This window comes from Kordiimonas sp., from assembly GCF_048264555.1.
In the GTDB taxonomy this organism is placed as follows: Bacteria; Pseudomonadota; Alphaproteobacteria; order Sphingomonadales; family Kordiimonadaceae; genus Kordiimonas.
Genome location: NZ_JBLXCX010000005.1, coordinates 22,666 through 47,780, shown reverse-complemented (window position 1 = coordinate 47,780; position 25,115 = coordinate 22,666). Strand labels below are relative to the sequence as shown.

Sequence of the window (25,115 nt, the reverse complement as noted above, 5' to 3'; positions counted from 1 at the left end):
TATGGCAACTGGTCAGAGCAAACAGAGGGTTGTTATTGCAGGTGGCGGCACCGCGGGGTGGGTGACAGCGGCGGCCCTGTCGAGCCAGATTGGCAAGTTGATAGATATTACACTCGTCGAATCCGAGGAGTTGGGCACCATCGGCGTTGGTGAAGCTACCATTCCAACACATCGTAGTTTCCACGATATCATTGGCGTGAAGGAAGCTGACTTCATGCGCGCCACGCAAGCGACGTTCAAGCTTGGTATCTCGTTTGAGGACTGGGGCGCGCTGGGTGACAGATATATCCACTCATTCGGCAAGATTGGCATCTCCACATGGATGGCAGATTTCCATCACCTCTGGATGCAGGCGAAAGCGGACGGTTTTGGCGGCGACCTCGGTGACTATTGCCTGGAACTGCGCGCGGCGGAGGCTGGCAAGTTCGCGATTACAGAGAAGCCAGCGCTGAATTACGCCTATCACCTCGATGCTGGTCTCTATGCACGGTTTCTGCGCAAGCATTCAGAGGCGCGCGGGGTTAAGCGAATTGAAGGCAAATTTGTTGATGTCCGCCAGAACGGAGAAACCGGCTTCATTGAAAGCCTGATCATGGAATCCGGCGACGAGGTTGCCGGTGATCTTTTTGTAGACTGCACTGGTTTCCGCGCGACGTTGATCGAGAAGGCACTGGGCGTTGAGTTTGAAGACTGGTCGCACTGGTTGCCGATGAACAGCGCGGCTGTAGTTCAAACTGAGGGCGCGGGCAAAATTCCCCCGTACACGCGGTCCATGGCGCGCGGTGCAGGTTGGCAATGGCGCATCCCGCTGCAGCACCGTGTTGGCAACGGGCATGTATACTGCTCGGACTATATGAGCGACGATGAAGCGCGCAAGGTTCTTGAGGAGACCGTGGAAGGCGAGATGCTTTTTGAACCACGGGTGATACGTTTCCGTACTGGCCGAAGAAAAAAAGTATGGGAGAAAAATTGCATCGCGCTCGGGCTTTCAAGCGGCTTTCTGGAGCCCCTTGAATCTACCAGCATCCACCTTTTCCAGATTGCAGCAACGCGCCTGATCCAGATGTTCCCGTTTGCTGGTATTAGCGAGGCGCAGGCCAGTTTCTACAACAAAATTTCCGAAGATGAGTTCCTGAGTGTTCGGGATTTTATCATCCTCCACTATATCCTGACCAAACGGGATGACACGGCCTTTTGGCGTGATCGTCAGGCGCTTGATCTCCCGGATTCGTTGAAACACCGGATTGAACTTTATAGGCAAAACTCCTTCGTCTATCAGGGTGAGAGTGATCTTTTCCGTATCGATTCCTGGCTTCAGGTCATGCGCGGGCAAGGCCTTGCCAGTGAAAACTATCATCATGTTGGTAAGCTCATGGGTACGGAGCGGCTGAAAGCGAATATGGAGGGCTATGCAGCCCAGATACGCGCCGCGGTTCAGAAGCTTCCAAGCCATGACGATTTTATCGCCCGGTATTGCGCCGCACCGGAAGTATAGTGTGGCGGAGTGGCAGCATGACACGTCCTATCAAAACCGTGGTGATTGTTGGTGGTGGCTCTGCGGGCTGGATCACCGCCGGATTATTGGCATCTAAACACCGGCACGAGGGCAACACGGGTCTCAATGTTGTGGTTATCGAATCTCCGGATATCCCGACGGTAGGTGTCGGTGAAGGCACCTGGCCGACGATGCGTACGACGCTGCGTTCTATGGGTATTCGTGAGCTGGACTTTGTTAAAAAGTGCGGTGTTTCGTTCAAGCAGGGTTCCAAGTTCTGCCGGTGGCGCAGGGATGATTCGCTTGATTTTTATTACCATCCTTTCGATCCCCCTCAGGGTTTCGGCACGGTGAATATTGCGGAACATTGGCTCGCGTCGGCTGGCAATGCGTCGTTTTCGTTAACGGTGTGCCCGCAGGAACAACTGTGTGAGAGCCATTTGGCGCCTAAGCTGCCCACCAGCCCTGATTATGCAGGCTTTGCGAACTATGGGTATCATCTGGATGCAGGTGCGTTTTCCATTTTCTTGCGTGATCACTGTGTGGAGAAACTTGGGGTCAGGCATGTTGCTGATACAATGACCGGCATAAAGTCTGCGTCAGACGGTGACATAGAAGCGGTCGAGACCAGAGAGCATGGCGCAGTAGCTGGCGACTTGTTTATCGACTGTACGGGCTTTCGTGCGCTTCTCATCGGGGAGCATTTTGGTGTTGGCATGAAATCCATGTCACACGTACTTTTCCCGGATACGGCACTTGCGGTGCAGGTGTCTTATGATGACGGTGATCCGGTTCAATCCGCGACTGTGTCAACGGCGCAACCTGCGGGTTGGATTTGGGATGTTAGCCTTGAGGCGCGGCGAGGTATCGGGCATGTATACAGTAGCGCCCATATGAGCGAGGAGGCGGCGATCAAATGCCTCCAGAATTATCTCGGAAAAGATGAAAAAGCGTTTGCGGGCCTGAACGTCAGGAAGCTTTCGATTGGGTCTGGTTACCGCGAAATATTCTGGGCCAAAAATTGTGTCGCGGTTGGCCTGTCGGCAGGCTTCCTTGAACCCTTGGAAGCGTCGGCTCTGATGCTCATAGAAAAATCGGCAAACCTGATTGCTGATAATATGCCGACCACGCGGCGGGCTATGGATATTGTCTCAAAGCACTTCAATGAGCGGCTTAGCAGGCTGTGGCAGCACATTCTGCATTTCTTGAAGCTGCATTATTACCTCAGCGAGCGCACGGAACCTTTCTGGATTGATAATCGCCGCCCGGAAAGCCTGCCACATGACCTGTTGGAAGACCTGACGCTGTGGGCCGAACAGGTACCGAGATCGGGTGAATTTGGTGGCCAGGACGAAGTATTTCCTGCTGCGAGCTATCAATATGTCCTGTACGGCATGGGCTTCAACACCAAAGCCAACCCACGTGGTATGCAGAACCAACTCAAAGCAGCATGTGCTCAAGAGTTCGAGGCTGTCGCGCGCAACACCGAGCGGCTTAAAGGTATGTTGCCCTCCAACAGGGCTCTTCTTGACATGTTTCGTACTGCTCCCGAAGGTTAGGCTGGCGGGAAGGAAAGGTTAGCTGACGATGGCGGCGCAGAAGGTACACGAGATCACAGGTATTCGGTGTGACGATATTCCTTATGAGGAATTGATTGCCGCACAGCAGCCTGCCATTCTGAAAGGCGTTGCAAAGGATTGGCCGCTTGTTGAAGCCGGGAGACGGTCGTCAGAAGCGGCCATGGCCTATATCGAGCGCTTTGAGGCCGGACGACAATATATAATGTATGCTGTGCCTGCTGAGTTTAAGGGGCGCATTTTCTATAATGAAGGCCTGACCGCACCAAACTATAAAGCTGAAAAGGTCAGCTTTCCTGAGTTTTTGGGTGCGATCAGGGCGCACATATCCGCCCCTGATCCGGATGCGCACTATATAGGCTCTCGTGATGCCGATACCTACTTCCCGGGGCTTAGGCAAGAGAACGACCTCAAGCTTGACCATCCGATGTTTGCGCATGGAAACTTGCTTGTGAGCGTGTGGACCGGTAGCAAAACGCGGATCGCGGCACATTATGACGCTTCTAACAACCTGGCCTGCTGCATGGTGGGAAGACGGTGTTTTACGCTTTTTCCGCCAGAAGCCATCTCAGGCCTGTACCCGGGGCCGCTGGAGCCGACACCGGGCGGGCAGGTCCTGTCAATGGTTGATCAGCATGAGCCCGACCTGGAGAGGTTTCCGCATTTTGAGGAAGTAATGGCTAAAGCGCAAATCGCCGAGCTTGAGCCGGGTGACGTGCTTTATTTCCCGGCCCTTTGGTGGCATCAGGTTGAGGCGTTAGACCCCTTCAACATTATGATGAACTATTGGTGGAATGATGTGCCTGCTCATATCGATGACCCGCGCGCGGTGCTCCTGCATGGTATGCTTGCTATCAGGGACAGGCCGGAGCAAGAGAGAAAAGCGTGGCAGCAGATATTCAATTACTATGTTTTTGGGGACGCTGAAAACGTGCGGGCTCATCTGCCTGCGCACACTCATGGTCCTCTCGGTGAGATGGATGCCCTGACAGCACGCAGGTTACGCGCCTATATCCTGCAACTCCTGAACCGCTAAGCTAGGTCGTGCGGATTTGGTCCAGGATGTGTGCCGCTTGTTCGGCTGGCGGCAGAAGGCCATCCACAAAAAAGGCGCGTTCGTCCTCACCCGGACGTTCCAGTATCGCGAGTTGGCTTTCAAGCAGGCTGGCTGGCATGAAGTGCCCCTTTCGCGCAGCAAGCCGGGCCATCAGAACTTCACGTGAAACGTCTGCCAAAACGAACGATATCGCACTGCTGTATGAGCGTAGCGTATCCCTATACTGCCGCTTAAGCGCAGAGCATGACACCACAACCCCCGATGTGGCATGAGATGCGAGGGCTTCCCCGATATTCCTGAGAAACTCAACTCTGTCGTCGTCGTTAAGCGCTTGCCCTGCGGCCATCTTTTGAATATTGGCCGGGGGGTGTAAATCGTCACCTTCAACGAATGGAAGGCTCAGGCCTTCAGCGATCAGCCGCCCGAGTGTGGATTTGCCGCATCCGCTAACCCCCATCACAACGATAGAAAATGTCATCGATAATTCCTGCTTAATGAGAACCTAGTTTGTGTGCGACCTAGGCCTCGAAGACCCAATTGCCACCTACCATGGTGCGCTCAACCGGTATATCGATAAGGGCAAAGGGGTCAACTTGTGTTGGGTCTGCGCCCAGCACTACGAGGTCAGCCAGCTTTCCTACCTCAAGCGACCCTTTGATGTCCTCTTCAAACGAAGCATATGCACCATGAACTGTGCCGATCTTTATCGCTTCTTCAACGGTGATGCGTTGATTGCCGCCCCACAAGGTTCCCTTCATATCCGTACGTGTCACGCTTGATTGTAGCGCCATCATGGGCTCATAAGGGCCGGGCGGATAGTCCGAAGCCTGGGTCGCCATTATACCGGCGTCAAGAAAGCTCCTGAGGGCGAACATGTTGCTCAGGCGCTCATCGCCATACTCGACCATTTTCTCACCGTGGAAATACACATAGGTGGAGAAGGGAGTGGGGATGGCGCGAAGCGCTGCCATGCGGCGTATCAGGTCGTCGTTAATAACAGTGCAATGCTCAAGGCGGTACCTCGGGTCGGCTTTTGGTAGTTCTTTTTGCAGGCGCTCGTATATGCCGAGGGTGATATCAACCGCGACATCCCCATTTGCATGGATACCCAGTTGCCAACCGGCGCTGTGTGCTTTGCGTGCGAGCTCATAAAGTTCTGCTTCTTCGGTAACGATAATGCCGTAATCGTCAGGCCGACCGATATAGGGCTTCGATAGCCGCGCGGTTCGTTCTGATATGGAGCCGTCACAGGTGGCCTTCATGCCGCCCAGTCGCACCCACTCATCCCCAAAACCGGTTTGAAGGCCAGCTGCGATCATTTTATCAATATCGAAATAGCCGATCATGCAGTAGATACGCGTACCGAGCATGCCCGCTTTGTATGCGTCGTTATAGGCGACAAAATCATCCCGGCTGCCATAGGCGTCCGTGACAGATGTGATCCCTGATTTTGCCAGCATCTTTGAGATAAGCGCCACACCGTCCCGTCGTTGCTCGCGGGTTTCCCCTTTGGGGATTACTCGCTCAACCATACTGGCGCCGGTCTCAAGCAGGCGTCCGTTCAGGCGGCCATCTGTGCGGTCCAGTCTGCCGCCGTCCGGGTCCGGTGTGTCACCATCAATACCGGCCATCTGAAGCGCGAGCGAGTTCACGAAACCTGTGTGGCCACCCCTGTGGGAGATAAAGACCGGGTGGTCTGGTGCGGCTTCGTCGAGGTCTTCACGAGTTAGAAATCGGCCTTCGCTGGTTTTCGTGTCGTCATACTTGAACCCAAGCACCCATTCACCCGGTGCTTTCTTCTGCGCTGCGGCATGAATGGCGTCTTTGATCGCCGCGATAGAGCGCAGGTCACAGTCAACCTGGAAGAGGTGCATGACACCTGAATAGGCGGGATGACTGTGTGCGTCGATGAATCCGGGCAGGACAGTTTTGCCCCCAAGGTCAATTTTCTTAGTGATGGGGGACGCGAGCGCCAGCACATCTTCGTCACTGCCCACGGCGGTGATATGCCCACCACTGATCGCGATAGCGCTCGCTCGTGGCCTGGCGGGGTCCATCGTCATGATGTTGCCGCCATGGAGTATGGTGCTGGGTTTCTCAAAGCTCATCAAAGGCAGAAGAGCCATGCTGCCTGCCTGCATGCTAAACGCGCGCCGTGTTATCATGTGTTCCCCCAATGGTTGATTGTGAGCATCGCATATGAAGCTCATAAAAATCTGCCTGCTCTTTGATACCTTAAAAATTTTGTCTTTCCTACAAGCCGTGATTGCCTCTAACTCCATGGCTTTGCATGATTCTAGGTAAGGGCAGGCAGGGCGGACGGGTTTGGCAAGTCATTTTTATACCAAATATGGTGTATTGAGCGTTTCTTTGCACAAATTGAGGGGCTATACTGCCGCTTCGCTGGCGGGCTAGGGCGCCGGATAATCAATAATTCGAGAGAGTGGAGACAGGGGTAAATGGCTGATACGGGCGATCAACAGCTTTCGGGGCTTCTAGAAGAACGGCATGTGTATAAGCCGTTTCGCTATCCATGGGCGTATGAAGCCTGGTTGACGCAGCAGCAAATTCACTGGTTGCCGGAAGAGGTGCCGCTCGCAGAGGATGTGCGCGACTGGGCCCGCAAACTGAGCGATTCTGAAAAGAATCTTCTCACACAGATTTTCCGTTTCTTCACCCAAAGCGATATTGAGGTGAATAACTGCTACATGAAGCATTATACCAAGGTGTTTAAGCCCACTGAGGTGCAGATGATGCTGGCAGCCTTCTCGAATATCGAGACAGTGCATATTGCGGCTTATAGCCACCTGCTCGATACACTTGGCATGCCGGAGGCCGAATATTCAGCCTTCCTGCACTATAAAGAGATGAAGGACAAATATGATTACATGCAGCAGTTCAATGTGGATGACCTGAAGTCAACCGCGCTGACCGTTGCTGTGTTTGGTGCCTTCACGGAAGGCCTTCAGCTTTTTGCAAGTTTTGCGATGTTGCTGAACTTCCCCCGCTTCAACAAGATGAAAGGCATGGGGCAGATTATCAGTTGGTCCGTGCGCGATGAGAGCCTGCACTGCGAAAGCATTATCAAGCTTTTCAGAACCCTGGTAAGCGAGAACCCAGAAATATGGGACGAAGACCTGAAGTCGCAGATTACGGAGGCCTGCCGCACAATTGTGGAACATGAGGATGCCTTTATCGATCTCGCCTTCGGCATGGGGCCAATCGAAGGCCTGACGGCTGAGGAAGTGAAACAATACATTCGGTATATTGCGAACCGGCGCCTTGACCAGCTTGACCTCGACGGGATCTATGACATCGAGATCAACCCGCTTCCTTGGCTTGACAGCATGCTGAACGCTGTTGAGCATACCAACTTCTTTGAGAACCGTGCGACGGAGTATTCCAAGGCGGCGACACAAGGTTCCTGGGAAGAGGCTTTTGAGTAGACTGAAGTCCTAAGACAGACAGAATTTAACACCCCCTGCTACATGGCCGGGGGTGTTTTTCATTCAATAAAAAAGTGCACCTGAGGGAGGCTCAGGTGCACCAGGTGGAACGCAAGGGACCGCTAACAGCGAGGAGTGTAACCGGCCCCGCACCAGCACCTGCCCAACAGGGGTTAAGGGGGCTAATGACAGGTGCTAGCGTCGTTCCTTAGTCCCATTTGTCATGGGATTTTTTGTAGTGCCCGTATGCATGCCCATTCCCGCGGTGGGCATAGCGGTGTGACAGCGAAGCGTAATAGTCGTCTACGTTCTCATTGATCTCGTGCGCCAGCTTCTCCCCAAGTTCTTCTGCTGTCTGACGGCGCAGGCTCGCAGCAACCCGGTTCTGGAAGGCTGGTGTGGATTTCTCGAAAAGTGCTACCACGCCGTTATTGGGGAAACGATTGGTCGGCTCTGAGCTGCAGCGAGTGTGCGCACGGAGGTTTTGGCCCGATTTGAAGCTTTCGTCCGCCTTCACCCGGATGTGTTCCCGGTCGCGGCCAACACCGTCTGTGTGTACTCGCACGCTATAGCTCCCGCGGGCCTCCGCCTTTGTTTTCACAACCGTGTAGGAGGCCATGTATAGTGGGCCGCAGCCATTTGCGGTGCGTGGGTTCACGCGGCCGTAGCGTTCCTGTTCGTGGTCGCGATCAACAACCCTGAAATCAAGATCGTAATCCCGTTCACGCACACCTACGACGATATCTGCACGGCGGCGATCATCGATGATCCGCACATAGTCGGGTACGTTGTGGCGTACAGCGCGCAGGGTCTCTGCTTCAAAGCGCTCCTCCGCGCGGCGACGGCCTTCACTGTCGATGTCAATATAGACATACACCGGATTGTGGTCACGCCGGGCATAAGCTGCACGGTCAAACGATACAGGCATAACCTTCGGACCGGTCTGGATATAGTCTGCAAAAGCACCGGTGCTAGATAACAGAACCAAGCCTGCGCCAAGGGCGGCTTTACGAAATGTGTGGGCGTTTTTCATGTCAGTTTCCTTCGCTGTTGTTGATGTGAAGGTATCAACACATGCCTTAGCGAAAGCTGAGGTCTGCGTTCAGCTACTGTTCATGAATGGGAAGAAAATTTTTCAATGATATTAAAGACTTAATTTTGGATGAGAAGAGGGGCAGGCTTTTGGGTAACGGGCGTCGTCGTTACTAGAAGCACCGGAAATATCGGTGATTCGCGTGGCCTAAAAGAAAAGAGCGCCTCAGTTATCTGAAACGCTCCTTCATTTATCTAAGTGCCAACGGTCTATATCTGCCCGTGGCAATGCTTGAACTTTTTACCAGACCCACAAGGGCAGGCGTCGTTCCGCCCTATGCCCTGAAACGGGTTGTTTGCGGGCTGCGGCGCGGAAACAGGCATACCGGTTGACCGTACATCACCGTGGCAATGCTTGAACTTCTCGCCAGAGCCACAGGGACATGGTGCGTTGCGCGGTACCTCGCCCCATGTGCTGGTGTCATTTGCATCGAAGCGGCCGGACGGCGCACCGCCAATTGCCGCATCAGGCTCAGGGTGACTTTCCTGAACAATGCTTGGGCTCTTTGGCTCAAACTGAGCGGGGTCTACCTGTGGTGCGAGTTCAATGCGACCCAGAAGCTGGGTTACATGTTCACGCATGTGATAGAGCATTGCCTCAAACAGCCCAAACGCTTCGGTTTTATATTCGTTCAGTGGGTCGCGTTGACCATAGGCACGCAAGGAAACGCCCTGGCGGAGATGATCGAGGTTTTGGAGGTGATCTTTCCATTCCTGATCGACCACCTGCAAAAGCAGGCTTTTCTCAATGCCGCGCCAGAACTCTGCACCGTATTTGGTCGCTTTTGCTGCCATATGGCGGTCGGCAGCATTCTCTAGCCGTTCGATGATGGCGGCGTCATCCACACCTTCCTCATCGGCCCAGGCTTTTACATCCACATCAAGGCCGAGGACGTTATGGACATCTTCCTGCAGGCCGGCAATGTCCCACTGCTCAGGGTAGGATTTGGGCGGAATAGCTTTCTCAACAATATGGTGCACAACATCGGCACGCATGTCCTTGATGGTTTCCTGTACGTCTTCCGCATCCATGATTTCGCGGCGCTGTTCGTATATCACGCGGCGCTGATCGTTCATCACATCGTCGAATTTAACGAGGTTCTTACGGATATCGTAGTTGCGGGCTTCCACCTTCTGCTGGGCCTTTTCAATGGCCTTGTTGATCCAGGGGTGGATGATAGCCTCGCCCTCTTCAATACCAAGGCGCACTAGCATGCTGTCCATACGCTCAGGCCCGAAGATACGCATCAGGTCATCTTGGAGAGAGAGGTAGAATTTTGAGCGGCCTGGATCACCCTGACGGCCGGAACGTCCACGAAGCTGGTTGTCAATACGGCGGCTTTCATGGCGCTCTGTTGCCATGATATATAGCCCACCGGCTTCGATAACCTTCTTTTTCTCTTCTGCAACTTCGGCTTTGATCCGGTCAGAAATTTCCTTGATCTTGGCTTCGTCTTCGATGCTAGCGGTCTCTTCCTCGATCCGCATTTCGGCGTTGCCGCCAAGCTGGATGTCAGTACCCCGGCCGGCCATGTTGGTGGCGATGGTTACCGCACTCAAACGGCCCGCTTGTGCTACAATCTGGGCTTCCTGTTCATGGAAACGCGCGTTCAGCACCTGATGCTTGATCTTCTTTTCCTTAAGGAAAGCAGCCAGCACCTCGGACTTCTCGATCGAGACGGTACCCACAAGAACGGGTTGGCCCTTTTCCTGCGCTTCGACGATGTCTTTCACGATGGCGTCGAATTTTTCCTTGGCGGTGCGGTAGAATTCGTCGTGTTCATCTACCCGCTGGACAGGAACATTGGTCGGGATTTCCACAACGCCCAAGCCGTAAATATCACCAAATTCCTCTGCTTCAGTAGAGGCCGTGCCGGTCATGCCGGAAAGTTTGGGATACATGCGGAAATAGTTTTGGAAGGTGATGGACGCCAGTGTCTGGTTCTCTGGCTGGATTTCAACACCCTCTTTGGCCTCAAGCGCCTGATGCAGACCGCCAGAATAACGGCGCCCTTCCATCATGCGACCGGTGAACTCATCAATGATGACAACCTTGCCGCCGTTGACGATATAGTCCGTGTCGCGCTCAAACATGGTGCGGGCCTTAAGGGCCTGATCAACATGGTGCACGATCTGGGTGTTTTCATAGTCGTAAAGGTCGTCAGAGGCCAGAAGACCCTGCTCTTTCAGGATGCCTTCAACCTTTTCTGTGCCTTCCTCAGTGAGGGATACATGTTTGGACTTCTCGTCCTTCTCATAATCTTCTTCGCTGAGCTGTGCGATCACCTTATTGATCGAGATGTAGAGGTCTGACTTATCTTCGGTCGGGCCGGAGATGATCAGCGGTGTTCTTGCTTCATCCACCAAAATCGAATCAACTTCGTCGACGATGGCAAAATGGAACGCGCGCTGCACCATCTCATCCTTGTGCGCTTTCATATTGTCGCGCAGATAGTCGAACCCGAGCTCGTTGTTGGTGCCATAGGTGATGTCACAGGCGTAGGCCTCGCGGCGGTCTGCGTCATAGCGGCCCGGTACAATAATGCCGGTTGAAAGGCCCAGGAAGCCATAGAGCTTACCCATCCATGTGGCGTCACGCTCGGCTAGATAGTCGTTTACCGTCACAACATGCACGCCTTTGCCGGGCAGGGCGTTCAGGTAGGCCGCAAGGGTCGCCACAAGCGTTTTACCCTCACCGGTTTTCATTTCTGCTATGCTATTGTCGTGAAGAACCATGCCGCCGATGAGCTGAACGTCATAGTGCCGAAGACCGAGGACCCGTTTGGACGCCTCACGTACAACAGCGAAAGCTTCTACGAGCAGGTCGTCTGTTGTGGCGCCAGCTTCCAGCCGCTCACGGAACTCTGTGGTTTTCGCTTTCAGCGCGTCGTCAGACAGCGCCTCCATCTCGCTTTCAAGCGCGTTGATGGCTTCAACCTTCGGCTTGAGTTTATTGAGATAGCGATCGTTCGATGAACCGAAGATCTTTTTAGCGAGTGTGCTTAGTCCCAGCATAATGTTTCCCTGGTCTGCCCTTCATCGTTACGGCGGTCGCGCGCTGGCAGACACAAACTAGAAATGATCTGCAAAACAGCAAAAGGGTGACTTTATTAATATATGCAGTTTGTCACTACAGGATTGCAGGCACAGATAAGTATCTGTCCGGCGTCTGTCAACTGGCCTGCGGCATATGGTGCCCAATTGATACTGATGTACGTGCAATTCTTGCTGTCTGTGTCATCTCGGGGCATTATGCGGTCTCTTTGTTCCTGATGATGGATGGATCGTATGGCCGAGTCTAAAATCTCACCGCTTGCTCCTGCAGGCTTCCCGAACCTTTTACCCGTGCCTGGTGTCGAAATGGGCGCCATGCATGCTGGTTTCCGAAAACGGGAACGACCCGACCTGCTTTTTGCTGTCTTCTCAGAGGGGTCTGTTGCAGCCGGTGTGTTTACGCGCTCAAAGGCCCCCGCTGCGCCTGTTGACTGGTGTCGTGCAGCTCTAAAAAAAACAGGCGGCAAAATCCGTGCTTTGGTTGTGAATGCTGGGAATGCGAATGCCTTTACGGGCGAGAAGGGGATGAAAGCTGCGATCAAATCGGCTGACGTAGCGTCCGGGATTGTCGGCTGCGATCCTGAAGAGGTTTTGCTCTGCTCTACCGGTGTGATTGGCGTACCGCTCAATGGTGACCTGTTCGAGAAGCCGCTCACACGCATTCACGCGGGCATGTCTGGCGCTATGTGGCGTGAGGCGGCGGGCGCTATCATGACCACTGACACCTACCCCAAAGGCTGCTGTCGTGTGGCAACGCTTGAGGGGCGACCTGTGGTGATATCCGGCATCACCAAGGGCTCGGGCATGATCGCACCAGATATGGCGACAATGCTCGGGTTTGTTTTCACCAATGCTGCGCTCACGCACAATTGTTTGCAGAAACTGCTTTCAAGCGCCACGGACCGTAGTTTCAACAGCATCACGGTTGATAGCGATACATCCACCAACGATACCTGCATTGCCGTGGCAACCGGCGTTGGTGCAGGCTATGAGCCTATTGACGACCCCGATGACCCTCGCCTCGCGGATTTCCGGGCGAAGTTTGATGAGCTGATGATCGACCTCGCACAACAGATTGTGAAAGACGGTGAAGGCGCGACCAAATTTGTATCCATCACCGTGGAAGGCGCAGAAAGCAATGAAGCGGCGCGGACAATTGCCAAATCTGCCGCGAACAGCCCGCTCGTGAAAACAGCGATTGCGGGTGAAGATGCGAACTGGGGGCGCCTTGTGGCCGCTGTGGGTAAATCAGGCGAGGCGGCAGAGCGCGATAAGCTTCAAATCTGGATCGGCGGCCAGCATGTGGCGCATAAGGGCGCTGTGCACCCACGCTACAATGAAGAAGAAGCGACAGCCCATATGAAAGGGCAGGAGATTGATATCCGCATTGATGTTGGGGTTGGTAGTGGCGTTGCCACTGTTTGGACCTGTGATCTGACCTACGATTATATCCGCATCAACGCTGACTATCGTAGCTAGGCGATATCTGCCATCGAGATCAACCCAACCCGGCTTTTCCTGCCGGGTTGGGTTTATTTTTTACATAAATAATTGATTATAAAGAGATTTTTTCTGGCACGAGATTTGAATTAGTTGGTTCGGGGTCAAACTGACTAAAGAGTTGCCGGAGAAGAAAGATGCCAACTGTAAATTTGGAACTGCAGCTGAAGTTCTTGAATGAATTGGATACAGCGCTTGCTGATGCGCTTGGACGTTATTCGGATGAAAGCGCAGATAAGCTTGCGGAACTTGAATATATGCAGCGTGAAGTGACACGGGCGCGCCGCGTGATCAATGATCGGCTGAAGGTTAACGCTGACAGGGAAGCGCCAGCTGTGCGCAAAAGCCGTAGCGCTGGCCTGTTTCAAGAAGCTGCTTTTAGCTGATTGTTATTCTTCGCCAACAGGTACTTCATTGGTGCGAGTGGACAGCATGTCAAAGAGTGCGTTGACAAGGTCTGCCAGCACGCCGATTCCTCCTGCGATGCCCGCTGCAATCAGTGCCGCGATAAGGCAGTACTCCACAGCGGTTGCCCCTTGAAGATCAGCTTTTAGCTCAGCCAGAAGTGAGCCCAAACGCATGGGTGAGATGAACTGCGCCGCGAGCGTGATATATGTAAACATTCGGTTATTCCGCCTCGATACCTGATGCCACCACGCCCACCCTCCGCTTCAAAAATAAACAATCGGTTAAAGCTTGAATTTGACTAAAACTGGCGCTACGCGTTGGCTTATGGATGATTGCCCTGAACCGAACGTAAGAGTTGATGCAGCCCTGCCAACCGTGCTGGTGGCTGCTATTGCCCTCATTGACATCGACGGTCGCGTGCTGATAGCGGAACGACCCGAAGGTAAGTCTATGGCAGGTATGTGGGAATTCCCGGGCGGCAAGGTGGAAGCTGGTGAAATACCGGAAGCCGCGCTTATCCGTGAATGCAAGGAAGAGCTTGGTATCGATATCACCGCTGCGTGCCTCGCGCCATTCGCTTTTGCATCCCATTCTTACGAGAAATTTCATCTCCTGATGCCGCTTTTTGTATGCCGCAAATGGCAGGGGCTTGTTCAGGGGCTTGAGGGGCAGCGCACCAAATGGGTGAAGATCCGGGATTTGGGTACCTATGAGATGCCGCCGGCGGACATTCCCCTTGTTGCTATGTTGCGGGACTTCTTTTGAGCGCGAAAGCGTTAGCTTCCCTTCTATTGGCAGACGTGAATGCTTGCCGTGCGCTTGAGACGGTGCGAGATGCAGGGCCTGGCGGTGCCTATATTGCTGCTGGTTTTGTCCGCAACAGGGTGTGGGATAGTTTTTACATACCGCGACCAACCGCAGATTCCACAGACACGGATGTGGTGTACTTCGACTGCGACGATCTCTCCCCCGCGATGGAACAGCAGCATGAACGCGCATTGATAGGTTTGTGCCCTGAGCAGCAGTGGCAGGTGCGTAATCAGGCGCGCATGCACATGAGGGCGGGCGATGCACCATATGCATCACTCAGCGACGCATTGGCTCATTGGCCGGAAACCGCAACAGCGGTCGCGGTTCGTCTAAACGTTCATGGTGGTCTTGATGTGGTTGCCCCTTTTGGTCTTGATGATTTATTTGCCCATCGGCTGAGGCCGACACCCGCGATCCTGAAGCGTGATCCGAGCATCTTTGAGCACAGAGTTGTATCGAAGGGTTGGTTCGAACGCTGGCCGAACCTTACTCGGGTTTAGGCGGTACGCCTGCTTTTAGGGCATCAGCCAGATTAACCTTGCCGCTGCCGGGTTTCAGGGGCTTTTGTTGGCTCTCGTGTGGGTGCCAACCGGTCATATACATAACCTGAAAGGTTGCTGGTATGCGGCCGTCTTCGAACGCATATTTTTCCGTGTATATTTCACAGGCCCGCATAAGCACATCGCGCCTCAGGAACTGGCGGCTGCGGCTCACAAGCGCGTTGGCTTCTCCCATGCCGCGCAGTTCGTTCATCAGCTTGAGCGGGTGCTCATAGGTAACCGTGATGGCATCCATGTCGGTAACCGGAAGGGCAAATCCGGCGCGCTGCAGTAGGCTGCCAAGGTCACGGACATCTGCGAAGGGGATAACACGGGCATTGGCACCACCGAGCAACTCTGATTCGGCGGCTATCAGGGCGTGCCTAAGCTCATACAGCGTATCGCCACCCAGAAGGGAAGCCATAAAAAGTCCGTCAGGTTTCAACGCGTGACGAGCCTGCACCATCAATCCGGGCAGGTCGTTTACCCAGTGCATGGATAAGTTTGAAACAACCAGATCAAAGCTGTTTCGCTCAGCATCCAGCACATCGTCATCGTGCGGCAAAGCAACTTCTTTGGCGGATCGTTTGCCGAAGCGCGCGCCGATATCCAGAACCACATCAAACTGGCGGTTGATATCAAGCAGCCGGTCTTCCATTCGGTCGGCGACTTCCCGGCGCAGAAAGTCATAAGATGAGCCCATGCGCAAACCACGCAGGGTGTTTCGCGCAACAGCCTGCATATCAAAAAGTCTGGGGGACTGCATATCATTTGCCATGGGGTTTCATTAAGTGAGCGGAAGGGCGTGTGCAACTCTTTTGCGCAACGATTTGCTATATGGTGTGGGCCTTAATCGCCTGCTAGGTTCAAATGATGAGAATGGCGATGCATAGTGCAAAACAAGTGGGCCGGGGTGTGTTGAACTTCCTCTTGCCACCGCGCTGCCCTTCATGCGGCACCCGTATTGCGGACGATGGGCATCTATGTGGCACGTGCTGGGGCGAGATGGCCATGATTACCGCGCCGAAATGCGGCATATGCGGTTTGCCCTTTGCGGCTGGTGACCTAGACGGTGCCGAGTGCGGCGCCTGCATGCGGGAACGACCTGAGTTTGATTGGGCCCGCGCAGCCGTCGTTTATGACGATCGTGCCAAATCTTTGATTCTGGGCCTGAAATACGGGGGTGTTGGCTCCGGCGTGCCTGCCCTTGGCCGGATGATGGCGGGCTCGATTGCACGAGAACCTCGGCCGGATATTATCGTTCCGGTGCCGTTACATTCACGACGGCTGCTGATGCGTCGTTTTAATCAGTCCCAGCTACTTGCCAAAACCTTGGCTGACATCATGTCGCTGCCGCTTGATGCGTTTGCGCTTGAGCGACGTAAAGCGACACCAAGCCAAGGTACACTGAACAGGAAGGGCCGGAAGCGGAATGTTGCTGGTGCGTTTCGCGTGTCTGAGATGGGTAAAAAGGCAATAGAAGGTAAAACAGTGTTGCTGGTTGACGATGTGCTCACGACCGGAGCGACCGCATCAGCCTGCGCGAAGGCACTCAAGAAGGCCGGTGCCAGCCGGGTTGGGTTGGTTGTGTTTGCGCGCGTGAAGCATCCGTCCGCAGGTTAGCTTGCTTTCCCTTTAATTCTTGCGGGTTTTGCACTACATAAGAGCCGAAAGCCTATAGGAGTGCCAAAAGTGGCAAATGTTGTGATGTATAGTTCAGGGATGTGCCCTTACTGCTACCGTGCGAAGGCATTGTTGCAGCAGAAAGGGGTAGCGTTCCGGGAAATAAGCGTAGATATGAACCCGCAGGCGCGGCGCGAAATGCGGGAAAAAGCGGGCGGTGTAAACACAGTACCTCAGATCTGGGTCGGTGATACCCATGTGGGCGGATGTGATGACCTCTATGCCCTTGATGCGCGTGGTGGCCTAGACCCCCTGTTGGCGGGATAGAATGATGCTGCGCGCGGCCCTCGTGCAATTGAATACAGGTAATGAAGTTGGTCCGGCGACAGATGTTGCGGAGGCTTATATTCGTGAAGCAGCCAACGGTGGCGCGCAGTTTGTCAGCACACCTGAAACCACCCATTTGATGGAAATGAACCGTCAGGTGGTGCTTGGGAAAGCTTTCTTTCAGGAGGACGATCCGGGCCTTGCCCGTTTTTGCACGTTGGCGGCGGAACTGGGCATCTGGCTGCACATTGGTTCCCTTATCACCAAGGTCGCGGATGACAGACTGGCAAACCGTTCATACCTGATCTCCCCGAAAGGGAAAATCGCCGCTGCTTACAACAAGATGCACCTTTTTGACGTTGACCTCGGTGGTGGTGAAGCCTACCGGGAGAGCGCGCTTTATGATGCGGGTGATAAGGCTGTTGTTGCCAAAACGCCGCTCACCACGTTTGGGCTGTCCGTGTGTTATGACCTCCGTTTCCCTTACCTGTACCGCGCGATGGCTGAGGCGGGTGCAAAGATACTGCTGATTCCAGCGGCATTCACCCGGCCAACCGGGCAGGCGCACTGGCATACGCTTCTGCGCACGCGGGCGATTGAAACCGGGTGTTTTGTGCTGGCGGCTGCGCAGACGGGGCATCATGCCACAGGCCGCGATACTTATGGCCATAGCCTCGCCGTTAGCCCATGGGGCGAAGTGCTAGCAGATGCGGGTGAAAGCCCAGGCGTGACCTTTGTTGATCTGGATCTTGCAAAAGTTGATGAAGCACGGCAGAAAGTGCCATCGCTTAACCATGGCCGTAGCTTCGAAACTGTTTATAGTGAACATTCATGATCGTTTTTGACCTTAAATGCCCGGATAGCCACCGTTTTGAAGCGTGGTTCAAGTCCTCCAGTGCTTTTGAAGAGCAACAGAAGGCCGGCATTGTTGAATGCCCTTATTGTGGCTCGACTGAGATTTCCAAGGCGCCGATGGCTCCGAATGTAGGTGTCAAAGGAAACCAGCGTGCAGAGGCCGCACCGATGGTGCAGCACAAAGATGATGCTCGTCTGAACGAGCTTGCCACAGAGGCGAAAAAGGTTTTCGCCAAGCTTAAAAACCATGTCGAGAAAAACTGCGATTATGTAGGTAACCAGTTTGCCGAAGAAGCCCGAAAAATTCACTACGGTGAAGCAACAGAGCGTGGCATCTACGGCGAAAGCACGCTTGAAGAAACCCAGGCTCTTCTTGATGAGGGCATTGACGTGTTGCCGCTTCCCGGTACACCAAGCGGGCGCGAAGACGCCTAGGATATTTTTCAGGCTTTCGTGGCTGTCATCGCGTAATTGACGCTGATGCCCGTATCTGATAGCCGCCATTTCTGGCTCAGAGGGTTCATCACAAACCCCGTGGCTTGCCCTGCCTGCATGCCGGCGCGTTCGCAGGCGTTTTTAAGCTCGCTTGGGGTGAGGAATTTATTCCAGTCGTGTGCGCCAACTGGCAGCCACCTGAGGACATGTTCCGCACCAACAATGGCAAACAGATAGGCTTTTGCGGTGCGGTTGATGGTGGACAAGAGCATAATACCACCCGGCTTCAGCAGTGCATGGCAGGCATCCAGGTAGGCACTGACATCCGCAACATGCTCCACCACTTCCATGTTGACGATGATATCGAACTGCTCGCCTGCATCAGCGAGTGCCTCGGCCGTCGTGTTTCGGAAATCAATCTCAAGCCCGTTTTGTGAGGCGTGCAGGCTGGCGGTTTTAATATTTTTCTCGGCGGCATCAACCGCAACCACATCGGCGCCCAAACGCGCCATCGGTTCAGAGATCAAACCGCCGCCGCAGCCAATATCAAGAAGCCGCAACCCTTCAAGCGGGTGCTTGAGGCCGGGTTTAATGTCAAAATGAGCTTCAACTTCCTGCCGAATATAAGCAAGGCGTGTGGGGTTCAGGAGGTGCAGGGGCTTAAATGGGCCTTTTGGGTCCCACCAGCTGTCGGCGATGCGCGCAAAGAAAGCAACCTCGTCTTCATTGACTGTTGCACCTTCTGCCATTTTATTGCCGTCATTCAGCATATCTTTTGCTTCCCACAAGCTTTTCGAAGCTGTTCACCTGTTTGAGCGCTTGCACGAGCGCTGACCAGCCATTAAACAATATCGCGCTGCACTTCAATACGCACGCGAAGCCTAATCGGGTCAAGTTGTTGCGTCAAAATGACAGACCTCTTCTAAAGCGAGGGCCGGAAACATTAAATGGCACGGATAGTAAAAAAGTTTGGCGGTACGTCGGTTGGCGATATCGACCGCATCCGCAATGTTGCAACACGGGTGTCAAAAGCGGTGGCCGATGGCCATGAGATTGTTGTTGTGGTTTCTGCCATGTCAGGCACCACCAACCAGCTTGTAGAATATTGCCGTGCGGCCGCACCTCTGCATGATGCGCGCGAGTATGATACCGTCGTAGCCGCTGGTGAGCAGATCACGGTTGGCCTCCTCTCCATTTGTCTGCAAGAGATGGGTGTGCCTGCGCGCTCCTTCCTCGGGTGGCAGGTGCCGATCCGCACCAATGATGTGCACGGCGCGGCCAGAATTGAAGAGATTGATACCAAAGCGCTGGATGAATGCCTCAAGGGTGGGCGTGTAGCTGTTGTTGCGGGCTTTCAGGGCATCGCGGATGATGGTCGGATCACAACGCTCGGCCGGGGCGGATCGGACACGTCAGCCGTGGCACTTGCCGCTGCCCTGAAAGCAGAACGCTGCGATATCTATACGGATGTGGACGGTGTTTATACCACCGACCCCCGCATTGTGCCGCGGGCGCGCAAGCTGGATAAAATTACCTATGAAGAGATGCTTGAAATGGCATCGCTTGGAGCCAAAGTATTGCAAACACGTTCCGTTGCCCTCGCCATGAAACATGGCGTGCGCACGCAGGTGTTGTCATCGTTTGAAGATAAACCCGGAACGCTTGTTGTCGGTGAGGATGAAATCATGGAACAGGAAGTTGTTAGCGGGATCGCTTATTCCCGCGCTGAAGCTAAAGTAACCGTTGTTGGTCTTGAAGACCGGCCAGGCCAGGTATCTCACCTGTTTGCACCCCTTGCCGATGCCAATATCAACGTTGATATGATCGTACAAAGCGCGTCTGAAGATGGCACGTCGACCGATGTGACCTTCACGGTCCCCGAGGATGACCTTCTGAAAGCCGTGAAAGTGCTTGAGAGTAATAAGGAAGCGCTCAAGTTCCGGGATCTCGTTTATACAGGCAACGTTGTAAAAGTTTCTGTTGTGGGTGTGGGTATGCGCAGCCACGCGGGTGTGGCGCGGACCATGTTTGATACGCTTGCGGAAAAAGGCATCAACATTCAGGTAATCTCAACTTCCGAAATCAAGGTGAGCGTGATAATCGACGCCGAGTATACCGAGCTTGCTGTGCGTGCGCTTCACAGTGCTTACGGCCTAGATGCGCCCGCGAAAGCCTGAACTTAATGTTTGAAGGGACTGCAATGTCTGAACAAGGACTTGCGCGACTTGACGCGCTGTGGAAGCGCGGCACGGATTTCCTCGGCAGCAAATATGCCATTCTGGGCGGCGCCATGACGTGGGTTTCCGAGCGTCACCTTGTGGCTGCCATTTCCAATGCGGGCGGCTTTGGGGTTATTGCATGTGGCGGCATGGGGCCTGACCTTCTGGCGACGGAAATCGACGCTACCCGCGCGCTGACGGACAAACCTTTCGGCGTGAACCTGATCACCCTGCATCCTGAGCTCGATGCACTCATTGATGTGTGCGGCGCGCACGGCGTAAGCCATGTGGTGCTGGCGGGCGGGCTGCCTTCGGGGGCAGCAATTGCCAAAATCAAAGGTTTTGGCGCTAAGTTGATGTGTTTCGCACCGACCGCAACACTTGCCAAAAAGCTGGTCCGTTCCGGTGCTGACGCGATCATCATCGAAGGTATGGAAGCCGGAGGCCATATTGGCCCTGTATCCACCAGCGTTCTCGCGCAGGAAATTTTGCCGGTCGTTCGTGATGTGCCGGTGTTTGTGGCAGGCGGCATTGGCCGAGGCGAAGCTATAGCAAGTTATCTTGAGATGGGTGCCTCAGGCGCACAGCTCGGCACACGCTTTGTGGTGGCCGAGGAATGTATTGCGCACGAGAATTTCAAAAAGGCGTTCATACGGGCGAACGCGCGTGACGCGATCGCAAGCGTGCAGATCGACCAGCGTTTTCCGGTGATCCCGGTGCGGGCGCTTAGGAACGAAGGCACAGAAAAATTCATGGAAACACAGCAAGCAATTGTGACGCGTTTCCAGAACGGTGAAGTAAGCCAGGAAGAAGGGCAGATGCAGATCGAGCACTTCTGGGGGGGCGCGCTTCGCCGTGCAGTGGTTGACGGTGACGTGGAAACCGGGTCTGTTATGGCAGGCCAAAGCGTTGGCATGGTCAAGAAGATCGAGCCGACGGCCATGATAATTGACGAGCTTGTCGGGCAAGCCTGCACCTACCTTGCAGACTAGTTGAAAAGTTCGGGAGCCGCGGTTTTCATGAAGCCTTACGGGGCTTTTTGGAAAGCGCGAAACAGCGAAGGGGGATACCTTGCCTGACCATGTTAGTCAGCCAAGATTGCTACTGAGGCGGCTTCACAGTGTGATGGCCGGCAGCGGCAAACCACAGGACCGGCTTGACCGTGTCGTGCGGGTCATCGCACAAAACATGGTCGCTGAAGTTTGCTCCATCTACCTCGCTCGCGCTGGCAGCGTGCTTGAACTTTTTGCAACAGAAGGCCTGAAGGAAGAGGCTGTTCACCTCACACGCCTGAGTGTGGGGGAGGGTCTCGTTGGCCTTGTGGCGGAGCGCGGTCTACCGCTCAATCTCTCAGAAGCGCCGCAGCATCCGCGTTTCGCCTACCGTCCTGAAACGGGCGAGGATATTTATCACAGCTTCCTAGGCGTGCCGATCTTGCGCACAGGCCGGGTTGTTGGTGTGCTGGTGGTACAGAACGTAGCCTCCCGCCGCTACAAACCCGAAGAAGTTGAGGCGCTTCAGACCATCTCCATGGTTATTGCCGAGCTTGTGGCCTCTGGTGAGCTGGTTGACAAAAAAGAACTGACGGAAGACAGCGGCGCCACGGGCGAGCCGATCACGCTTGATGGTCTTGCGCTTGCGGGCGGTGTTGGTGCGGGCGTTGCCGTGTTTCACCAGCCTCAGGTGCGTATCACCCGCACGGTTGCTGACGATATTGATGAAGAGCGCACCCGCTTGGAAGATGCTATCGCGGAGATGCGCCTTCAGCTTGAGCAGATGCTTGAACACCCCGACCTAGCGCACGGTGGTGAACACCGTGAGGTGTTAGAGACCTACCGCATGTTCGCCTATGACCAGGGCTGGCAGGAAAAGATGCGTGACGCTGTGATGTCTGGTCTGACAGCGGAAGCCGCTGTTGACAGGGTGCAGCAGGAAAACCGCATGCGGATGGCCAAAATCCGCGACCCGTACCTGCGGGAGCGCATCTCGGATTTTGACGATCTTGCCGTGCGCCTCATTCGTATCATTCAGGGCGATACCAGTAGCCACCGTGCCAAGCTTACTGAAGACTCAGTACTGATCGCCCGCACGCTCGGCCCTGCTGAGCTTATGGATTATGACCGCAAGTATCTGAAGGCCATTGTGCTTGAAGAAGGGTCCAGTACTTCGCACGTTACTATCATCGCCCGTGCCATGGGCATCGCGATGATCGGTCGTGTTACGGGGCTTTTAACACACGTTGAGCCAGGCGAGCCTGTTGTAGTCGATTCAGCTTCGGGCCATGCCTATGTGCGGCCCGCGGAAGATGTGCTTGAGAGTTATAAAGCTAACCTCAAACTGCAGGAACAGCTGCTGGCAGAATATGCGGCAGAACGCGACCTTGCGGCAGAGACGCTGGACGGTGAGAAAGTCACCCTCTTGATGAACGCTGGCCTTTTGGTTGACTTGCCAAGCCTTGATGGTACCGGCGCTGAAGGTATCGGCCTTTTCAGAACAGAGTTTCAGTTTATGGTGGCACCGGCTCTCCCTCGTGTGGATGAGCAGACAAAAGTATATGCGGCGGCGATTGAAGCCGCTGGCGACAGGCCGGTGGTGTTTCGCACGCTTGATATTGGCGGTGACAAGCCGGTGCCGTTTTTGCCGCGTGATGAAGAAGAAAACCCAGCGATGGGTTGGCGTGCGATCCGTATCGCGCTCGATCGTCCGGCGCTTCTTCGTTACCAGTTGCGGGCGCTGCTCTATGCGGCGTCGGGTCGTACGCTTCATGTGATGTTCCCGATGATTGCTGAGGTGGCGGAGCTTAGGCGCTGTAAATCTATCCTTAATAAGGAACTGGTACGCCTGAAGAAGTATGACAAGGAACCGCCTGCAGACGTAAAGGTTGGTTGCATGCTTGAGGTGCCGTCCCTTGCCTGGCAGATGGACCTGCTGGTGAAGGAAGTGGATTTCCTGTCCATCGGCACCAATGACCTGATGCAGTTCTTCTTCGCGTGTGATCGCTCGAACCCTAGGCTTGCAAACCGTTATGACCTGTTGGCCCCACCGGTGCTGTCATTCCTGCATGGTATTGTACAGAAATGCCATCAGGCGGGTGTGCCGGTTACCCTGTGTGGTGAAATGGGCGGACGTCCTATTGAGGCGATGGCGCTTGTGGCGCTTGGGCTGCGGCGTCTCTCTATATCGCCAACCTCAGTCGGACCAGTGAAACGCATGATCCGGTCACTCAATCTGAAAGCGCTTGAAGGTTTTGTTGCGTCCAACATTTCATCGGCCGAACATTCGATTCGGGACAAGCTGATTCACTTCGCTCGAGACCACAACATAAAACTGTAAATTCCCTTGTATTTGCAGTCTGTTGCCTGAATGGGCTAAAAATTTACCTTTAAAATTTGATTCTATTTGACACGCGCTATTAAATGTTTTTTGACTAATGTGTGGTCCAATAGAACCGTTGAAAAATAAGTTTGGGCCGCAACCACTGGCTGCCGCGAGATGCGGGGCGGTTGACGCAGCCTGAATGTGGTGCTTGAGAGGTTGGGGGTTATGAACTCACCGACCCAGAGGAACGGTATATAGCTACTTGGGCGAGGGGCTGCCCGAATGTTGAGTAGCAGGGGACGGTTAAAAAATGAAAGACCAAACGGAAACAGTCGGTGAACTGTTGAAGGCGGCACGTTTGAGCCGCGGTGCCAGCATCGACTCTATCGCAAAAGACATCTGTATTAGAACCAGCTATCTGACAGCAATTGAGAATGGCGCCTTTGATGAGCTGCCAGGAAAAACTTTTGCAGTCGGCTTTGTTCGTGCGTACGCAGCCCACCTGTCGTTAGATAGTGACAGTATCGCGCAAGCGTTTAAGAAAGAACTTGGCATCCCAGAGCCAGTAAGGGTTGCGCAAAACCCAATGCACCAACCCGCCGCACCTGTGAAAGTGCGCCGGTTGCCTGCGTGGTTGTCGCCCCTGAGCGGCATCGTTGGCGTAGCACTGTGCTGGGCTTTCCTTGGCAGCAGCATTGCGCCATTCTCGCTTGTCTCTGACGATACTCTCGTGGACGCGGCAACCGATACTGCCCAGTTGATGGCCGTTCAGGCAACGCTTGAAACGGACAAAGCGCCATCAAGCGAAGTCGTGCAGACACTTGTTGCCAATATCGGAGCAGATGTTCCCCAGAGCACAGAGCTGGGGTCTGACGCCACTGAGGCCAAACAGCAAACTTCTGCACCCAAAAAACAGCTTTCTGCCCCATCCCTGTTCTTGCCGGCAGCGAACGCTATGTCGAATGCGCCTCAAGGAGACGTGCATAGCGATATCGTGCTTTCCGCCAATGAAGACGCGTGGGTTCGTCTTTCAAGGCGTGACGGGACCGAGATCTGGTCTGGCGTGTTGCGCGAAGGGCAAAGCTATCGACCGTTTCTTGAGGGCTCAGTTCTGCTTTCCACCAGCAATGCGGGCGGTGTTTCGCTCACGATTGGCGAGAAGACATTGACTGCCCTTGGTGAGCGTGGGGAAGTTGTGAATGAGTTGGCACTTGATGGTGACAGCTTGCGCGCAAATGTCGCGGCTCATGCAGCCTTTGTGACAGGCTCCCGGTAAGCGTTCTTCTCGTTATCTGGAATTTCTTGAAAATCCTTGCTTTTGGTGAGGCGCTTCATCATGTATAACGCCACGAAATGACCG

General features: G+C 54.3%; 23 protein-coding genes. 16 read left to right on the top strand and 7 right to left on the bottom strand.

Annotated features, from left to right (window positions below):
- Position 1 precedes the first annotated feature (1 nt).
- From ACN0XZ_RS14075 to ACN0XZ_RS14065, 3 genes are read left to right on the top strand one after another with little or no spacing between them, the layout of a single operon-like run.
- Positions 2-1,495, top strand: coding sequence for a tryptophan halogenase family protein (locus ACN0XZ_RS14075; protein ID WP_417458424.1), 1,494 nt, complete (start codon positions 2-4; stop codon positions 1,493-1,495).
- Between the two features lie 17 nt (positions 1,496-1,512).
- Positions 1,513-3,054 (top strand): tryptophan halogenase family protein, encoded by a 1,542-nt coding sequence (locus ACN0XZ_RS14070; RefSeq protein ID WP_417458423.1) that lies wholly within the window; start codon positions 1,513-1,515, stop codon positions 3,052-3,054.
- Between the two features lie 28 nt (positions 3,055-3,082).
- Entirely contained in the window at positions 3,083-4,108 is a 1,026-nt protein-coding gene (locus ACN0XZ_RS14065) for a cupin-like domain-containing protein (protein ID WP_417458422.1), read from the top strand.
- A gap of 1 nt (position 4,109) precedes the next feature.
- On the opposite strand, the gene ACN0XZ_RS14060 is transcribed toward ACN0XZ_RS14065, so the two are convergent.
- Together ACN0XZ_RS14060 and ACN0XZ_RS14055 are read right to left on the bottom strand one after the other, a co-directional pair.
- Positions 4,110-4,607: a gluconokinase gene (locus ACN0XZ_RS14060; RefSeq protein ID WP_417458421.1), complete on the bottom strand. Its 498-nt coding sequence runs from the start codon at positions 4,605-4,607 to the stop codon at positions 4,110-4,112.
- 40 nt (positions 4,608-4,647) lie between these two features.
- On the bottom strand, positions 4,648-6,294 hold the full coding sequence (locus ACN0XZ_RS14055) for an amidohydrolase (RefSeq protein ID WP_417458420.1): 1,647 nt from the start codon (positions 6,292-6,294) through the stop codon (positions 4,648-4,650).
- 294 nt (positions 6,295-6,588) lie between these two features.
- Here ACN0XZ_RS14055 and ACN0XZ_RS14050 point away from each other — a divergent pair, with 294 nt between their 5' ends.
- Complete coding sequence (locus tag ACN0XZ_RS14050) at positions 6,589-7,575, top strand: ribonucleotide-diphosphate reductase subunit beta (RefSeq protein WP_417458419.1); 987 nt, start codon at positions 6,589-6,591, stop codon at positions 7,573-7,575.
- A gap of 208 nt (positions 7,576-7,783) precedes the next feature.
- On the opposite strand, the gene ACN0XZ_RS14045 is transcribed toward ACN0XZ_RS14050, so the two are convergent.
- Both ACN0XZ_RS14045 and secA read right to left on the bottom strand, forming a co-directional pair.
- Positions 7,784-8,608: a hypothetical protein gene (locus tag ACN0XZ_RS14045; protein ID WP_417458418.1), complete on the bottom strand. Its 825-nt coding sequence runs from the start codon at positions 8,606-8,608 to the stop codon at positions 7,784-7,786.
- Between the two features lie 269 nt (positions 8,609-8,877).
- Entirely contained in the window at positions 8,878-11,682 is a 2,805-nt protein-coding gene (gene secA, locus ACN0XZ_RS14040; protein WP_417458417.1) for a preprotein translocase subunit SecA, read from the bottom strand.
- A 273-nt stretch (positions 11,683-11,955) separates the two neighbouring features.
- On the opposite strand from secA, the gene argJ reads away from it, so the two are divergent.
- Together argJ and ACN0XZ_RS14030 are read left to right on the top strand one after the other, a co-directional pair.
- Entirely contained in the window at positions 11,956-13,200 is a 1,245-nt protein-coding gene (gene argJ / locus ACN0XZ_RS14035) for a bifunctional glutamate N-acetyltransferase/amino-acid acetyltransferase ArgJ (RefSeq protein WP_417458416.1), read from the top strand.
- A gap of 158 nt (positions 13,201-13,358) precedes the next feature.
- Positions 13,359-13,607, top strand: a complete 249-nt coding sequence (locus ACN0XZ_RS14030) for a hypothetical protein (protein WP_417458415.1) — start codon at positions 13,359-13,361, stop codon at positions 13,605-13,607.
- Positions 13,608-13,610: 3 nt separating this feature from the next.
- Here the strand turns inward: ACN0XZ_RS14030 and ACN0XZ_RS14025 are convergent, their stop codons facing one another.
- Positions 13,611-13,844 carry a Flp family type IVb pilin gene (locus ACN0XZ_RS14025; protein WP_417458414.1) on the bottom strand — a complete coding sequence of 78 codons (234 nt, stop codon included), beginning with the start codon at positions 13,842-13,844 and terminating at the stop codon, positions 13,611-13,613.
- Between the two features lie 109 nt (positions 13,845-13,953).
- Here ACN0XZ_RS14025 and mutT point away from each other — a divergent pair, with 109 nt between their 5' ends.
- Both mutT and ACN0XZ_RS14015 read left to right on the top strand, forming a co-directional pair.
- Positions 13,954-14,394, top strand: coding sequence for an 8-oxo-dGTP diphosphatase MutT (gene mutT, locus ACN0XZ_RS14020; RefSeq protein WP_417458602.1), 441 nt, complete (start codon positions 13,954-13,956; stop codon positions 14,392-14,394).
- A complete protein-coding gene (locus ACN0XZ_RS14015; protein WP_417458413.1) occupies positions 14,391-14,939 on the top strand; it encodes a nucleotidyltransferase family protein in 549 nt (182 codons plus the stop codon). The genes mutT and ACN0XZ_RS14015 overlap by 4 nt, the downstream gene beginning before the upstream one ends.
- Here the strand turns inward: ACN0XZ_RS14015 and ACN0XZ_RS14010 are convergent.
- Entirely contained in the window at positions 14,926-15,756 is an 831-nt protein-coding gene (locus ACN0XZ_RS14010; protein WP_417458412.1) for a methyltransferase domain-containing protein, read from the bottom strand. The genes ACN0XZ_RS14015 and ACN0XZ_RS14010 overlap by 14 nt on opposite strands.
- 107 nt (positions 15,757-15,863) lie before the next feature.
- Between ACN0XZ_RS14010 and ACN0XZ_RS14005 the strand changes: the two genes are divergently transcribed.
- The 4 genes from ACN0XZ_RS14005 (at position 15,864) to ACN0XZ_RS13990 (ending at position 18,218) form a co-directional block, all read left to right on the top strand.
- The gene (locus tag ACN0XZ_RS14005) at positions 15,864-16,601 is read left to right on the top strand and encodes a double zinc ribbon domain-containing protein (protein WP_417458411.1); all 738 of its coding nucleotides are present in this window, start codon (positions 15,864-15,866) and stop codon (positions 16,599-16,601) included.
- A gap of 84 nt (positions 16,602-16,685) precedes the next feature.
- Positions 16,686-16,928 carry a glutaredoxin 3 gene (gene grxC, locus ACN0XZ_RS14000; RefSeq protein ID WP_417458601.1) on the top strand — a complete coding sequence of 81 codons (243 nt, stop codon included), beginning with the start codon at positions 16,686-16,688 and terminating at the stop codon, positions 16,926-16,928.
- Positions 16,929-16,932: 4 nt separating this feature from the next.
- Positions 16,933-17,763 carry a carbon-nitrogen hydrolase family protein gene (locus ACN0XZ_RS13995; RefSeq protein WP_417458410.1) on the top strand — a complete coding sequence of 277 codons (831 nt, stop codon included), beginning with the start codon at positions 16,933-16,935 and terminating at the stop codon, positions 17,761-17,763.
- The gene (locus ACN0XZ_RS13990; RefSeq protein ID WP_417458409.1) at positions 17,760-18,218 is read left to right on the top strand and encodes a DUF1178 family protein; all 459 of its coding nucleotides are present in this window, start codon (positions 17,760-17,762) and stop codon (positions 18,216-18,218) included. Before ACN0XZ_RS13995 ends, ACN0XZ_RS13990 begins: the two co-directional genes overlap by 4 nt.
- Positions 18,219-18,226: 8 nt before the next feature.
- On the opposite strand, the gene ubiG is transcribed toward ACN0XZ_RS13990, so the two are convergent.
- Positions 18,227-18,988, bottom strand: coding sequence for a bifunctional 2-polyprenyl-6-hydroxyphenol methylase/3-demethylubiquinol 3-O-methyltransferase UbiG (ubiG, locus tag ACN0XZ_RS13985; RefSeq protein ID WP_417458408.1), 762 nt, complete (start codon positions 18,986-18,988; stop codon positions 18,227-18,229).
- Between the two features lie 177 nt (positions 18,989-19,165).
- Here ubiG and ACN0XZ_RS13980 point away from each other — a divergent pair, with 177 nt between their 5' ends.
- The 4 genes from ACN0XZ_RS13980 (at position 19,166) to ACN0XZ_RS13965 (ending at position 25,031) form a co-directional block, all read left to right on the top strand.
- Entirely contained in the window at positions 19,166-20,395 is a 1,230-nt protein-coding gene (locus ACN0XZ_RS13980; RefSeq protein ID WP_417458407.1) for an aspartate kinase, read from the top strand.
- A 23-nt stretch (positions 20,396-20,418) separates the two neighbouring features.
- Complete coding sequence (locus ACN0XZ_RS13975; RefSeq protein WP_417458406.1) at positions 20,419-21,429, top strand: NAD(P)H-dependent flavin oxidoreductase; 1,011 nt, start codon at positions 20,419-20,421, stop codon at positions 21,427-21,429.
- A 79-nt stretch (positions 21,430-21,508) separates the two neighbouring features.
- Complete coding sequence (gene ptsP / locus ACN0XZ_RS13970) at positions 21,509-23,770, top strand: phosphoenolpyruvate--protein phosphotransferase (RefSeq protein ID WP_417458405.1); 2,262 nt, start codon at positions 21,509-21,511, stop codon at positions 23,768-23,770.
- A gap of 295 nt (positions 23,771-24,065) precedes the next feature.
- Complete coding sequence (locus ACN0XZ_RS13965) at positions 24,066-25,031, top strand: helix-turn-helix domain-containing protein (protein ID WP_417458404.1); 966 nt, start codon at positions 24,066-24,068, stop codon at positions 25,029-25,031.
- Positions 25,032-25,115: the final 84 nt, after the last annotated feature.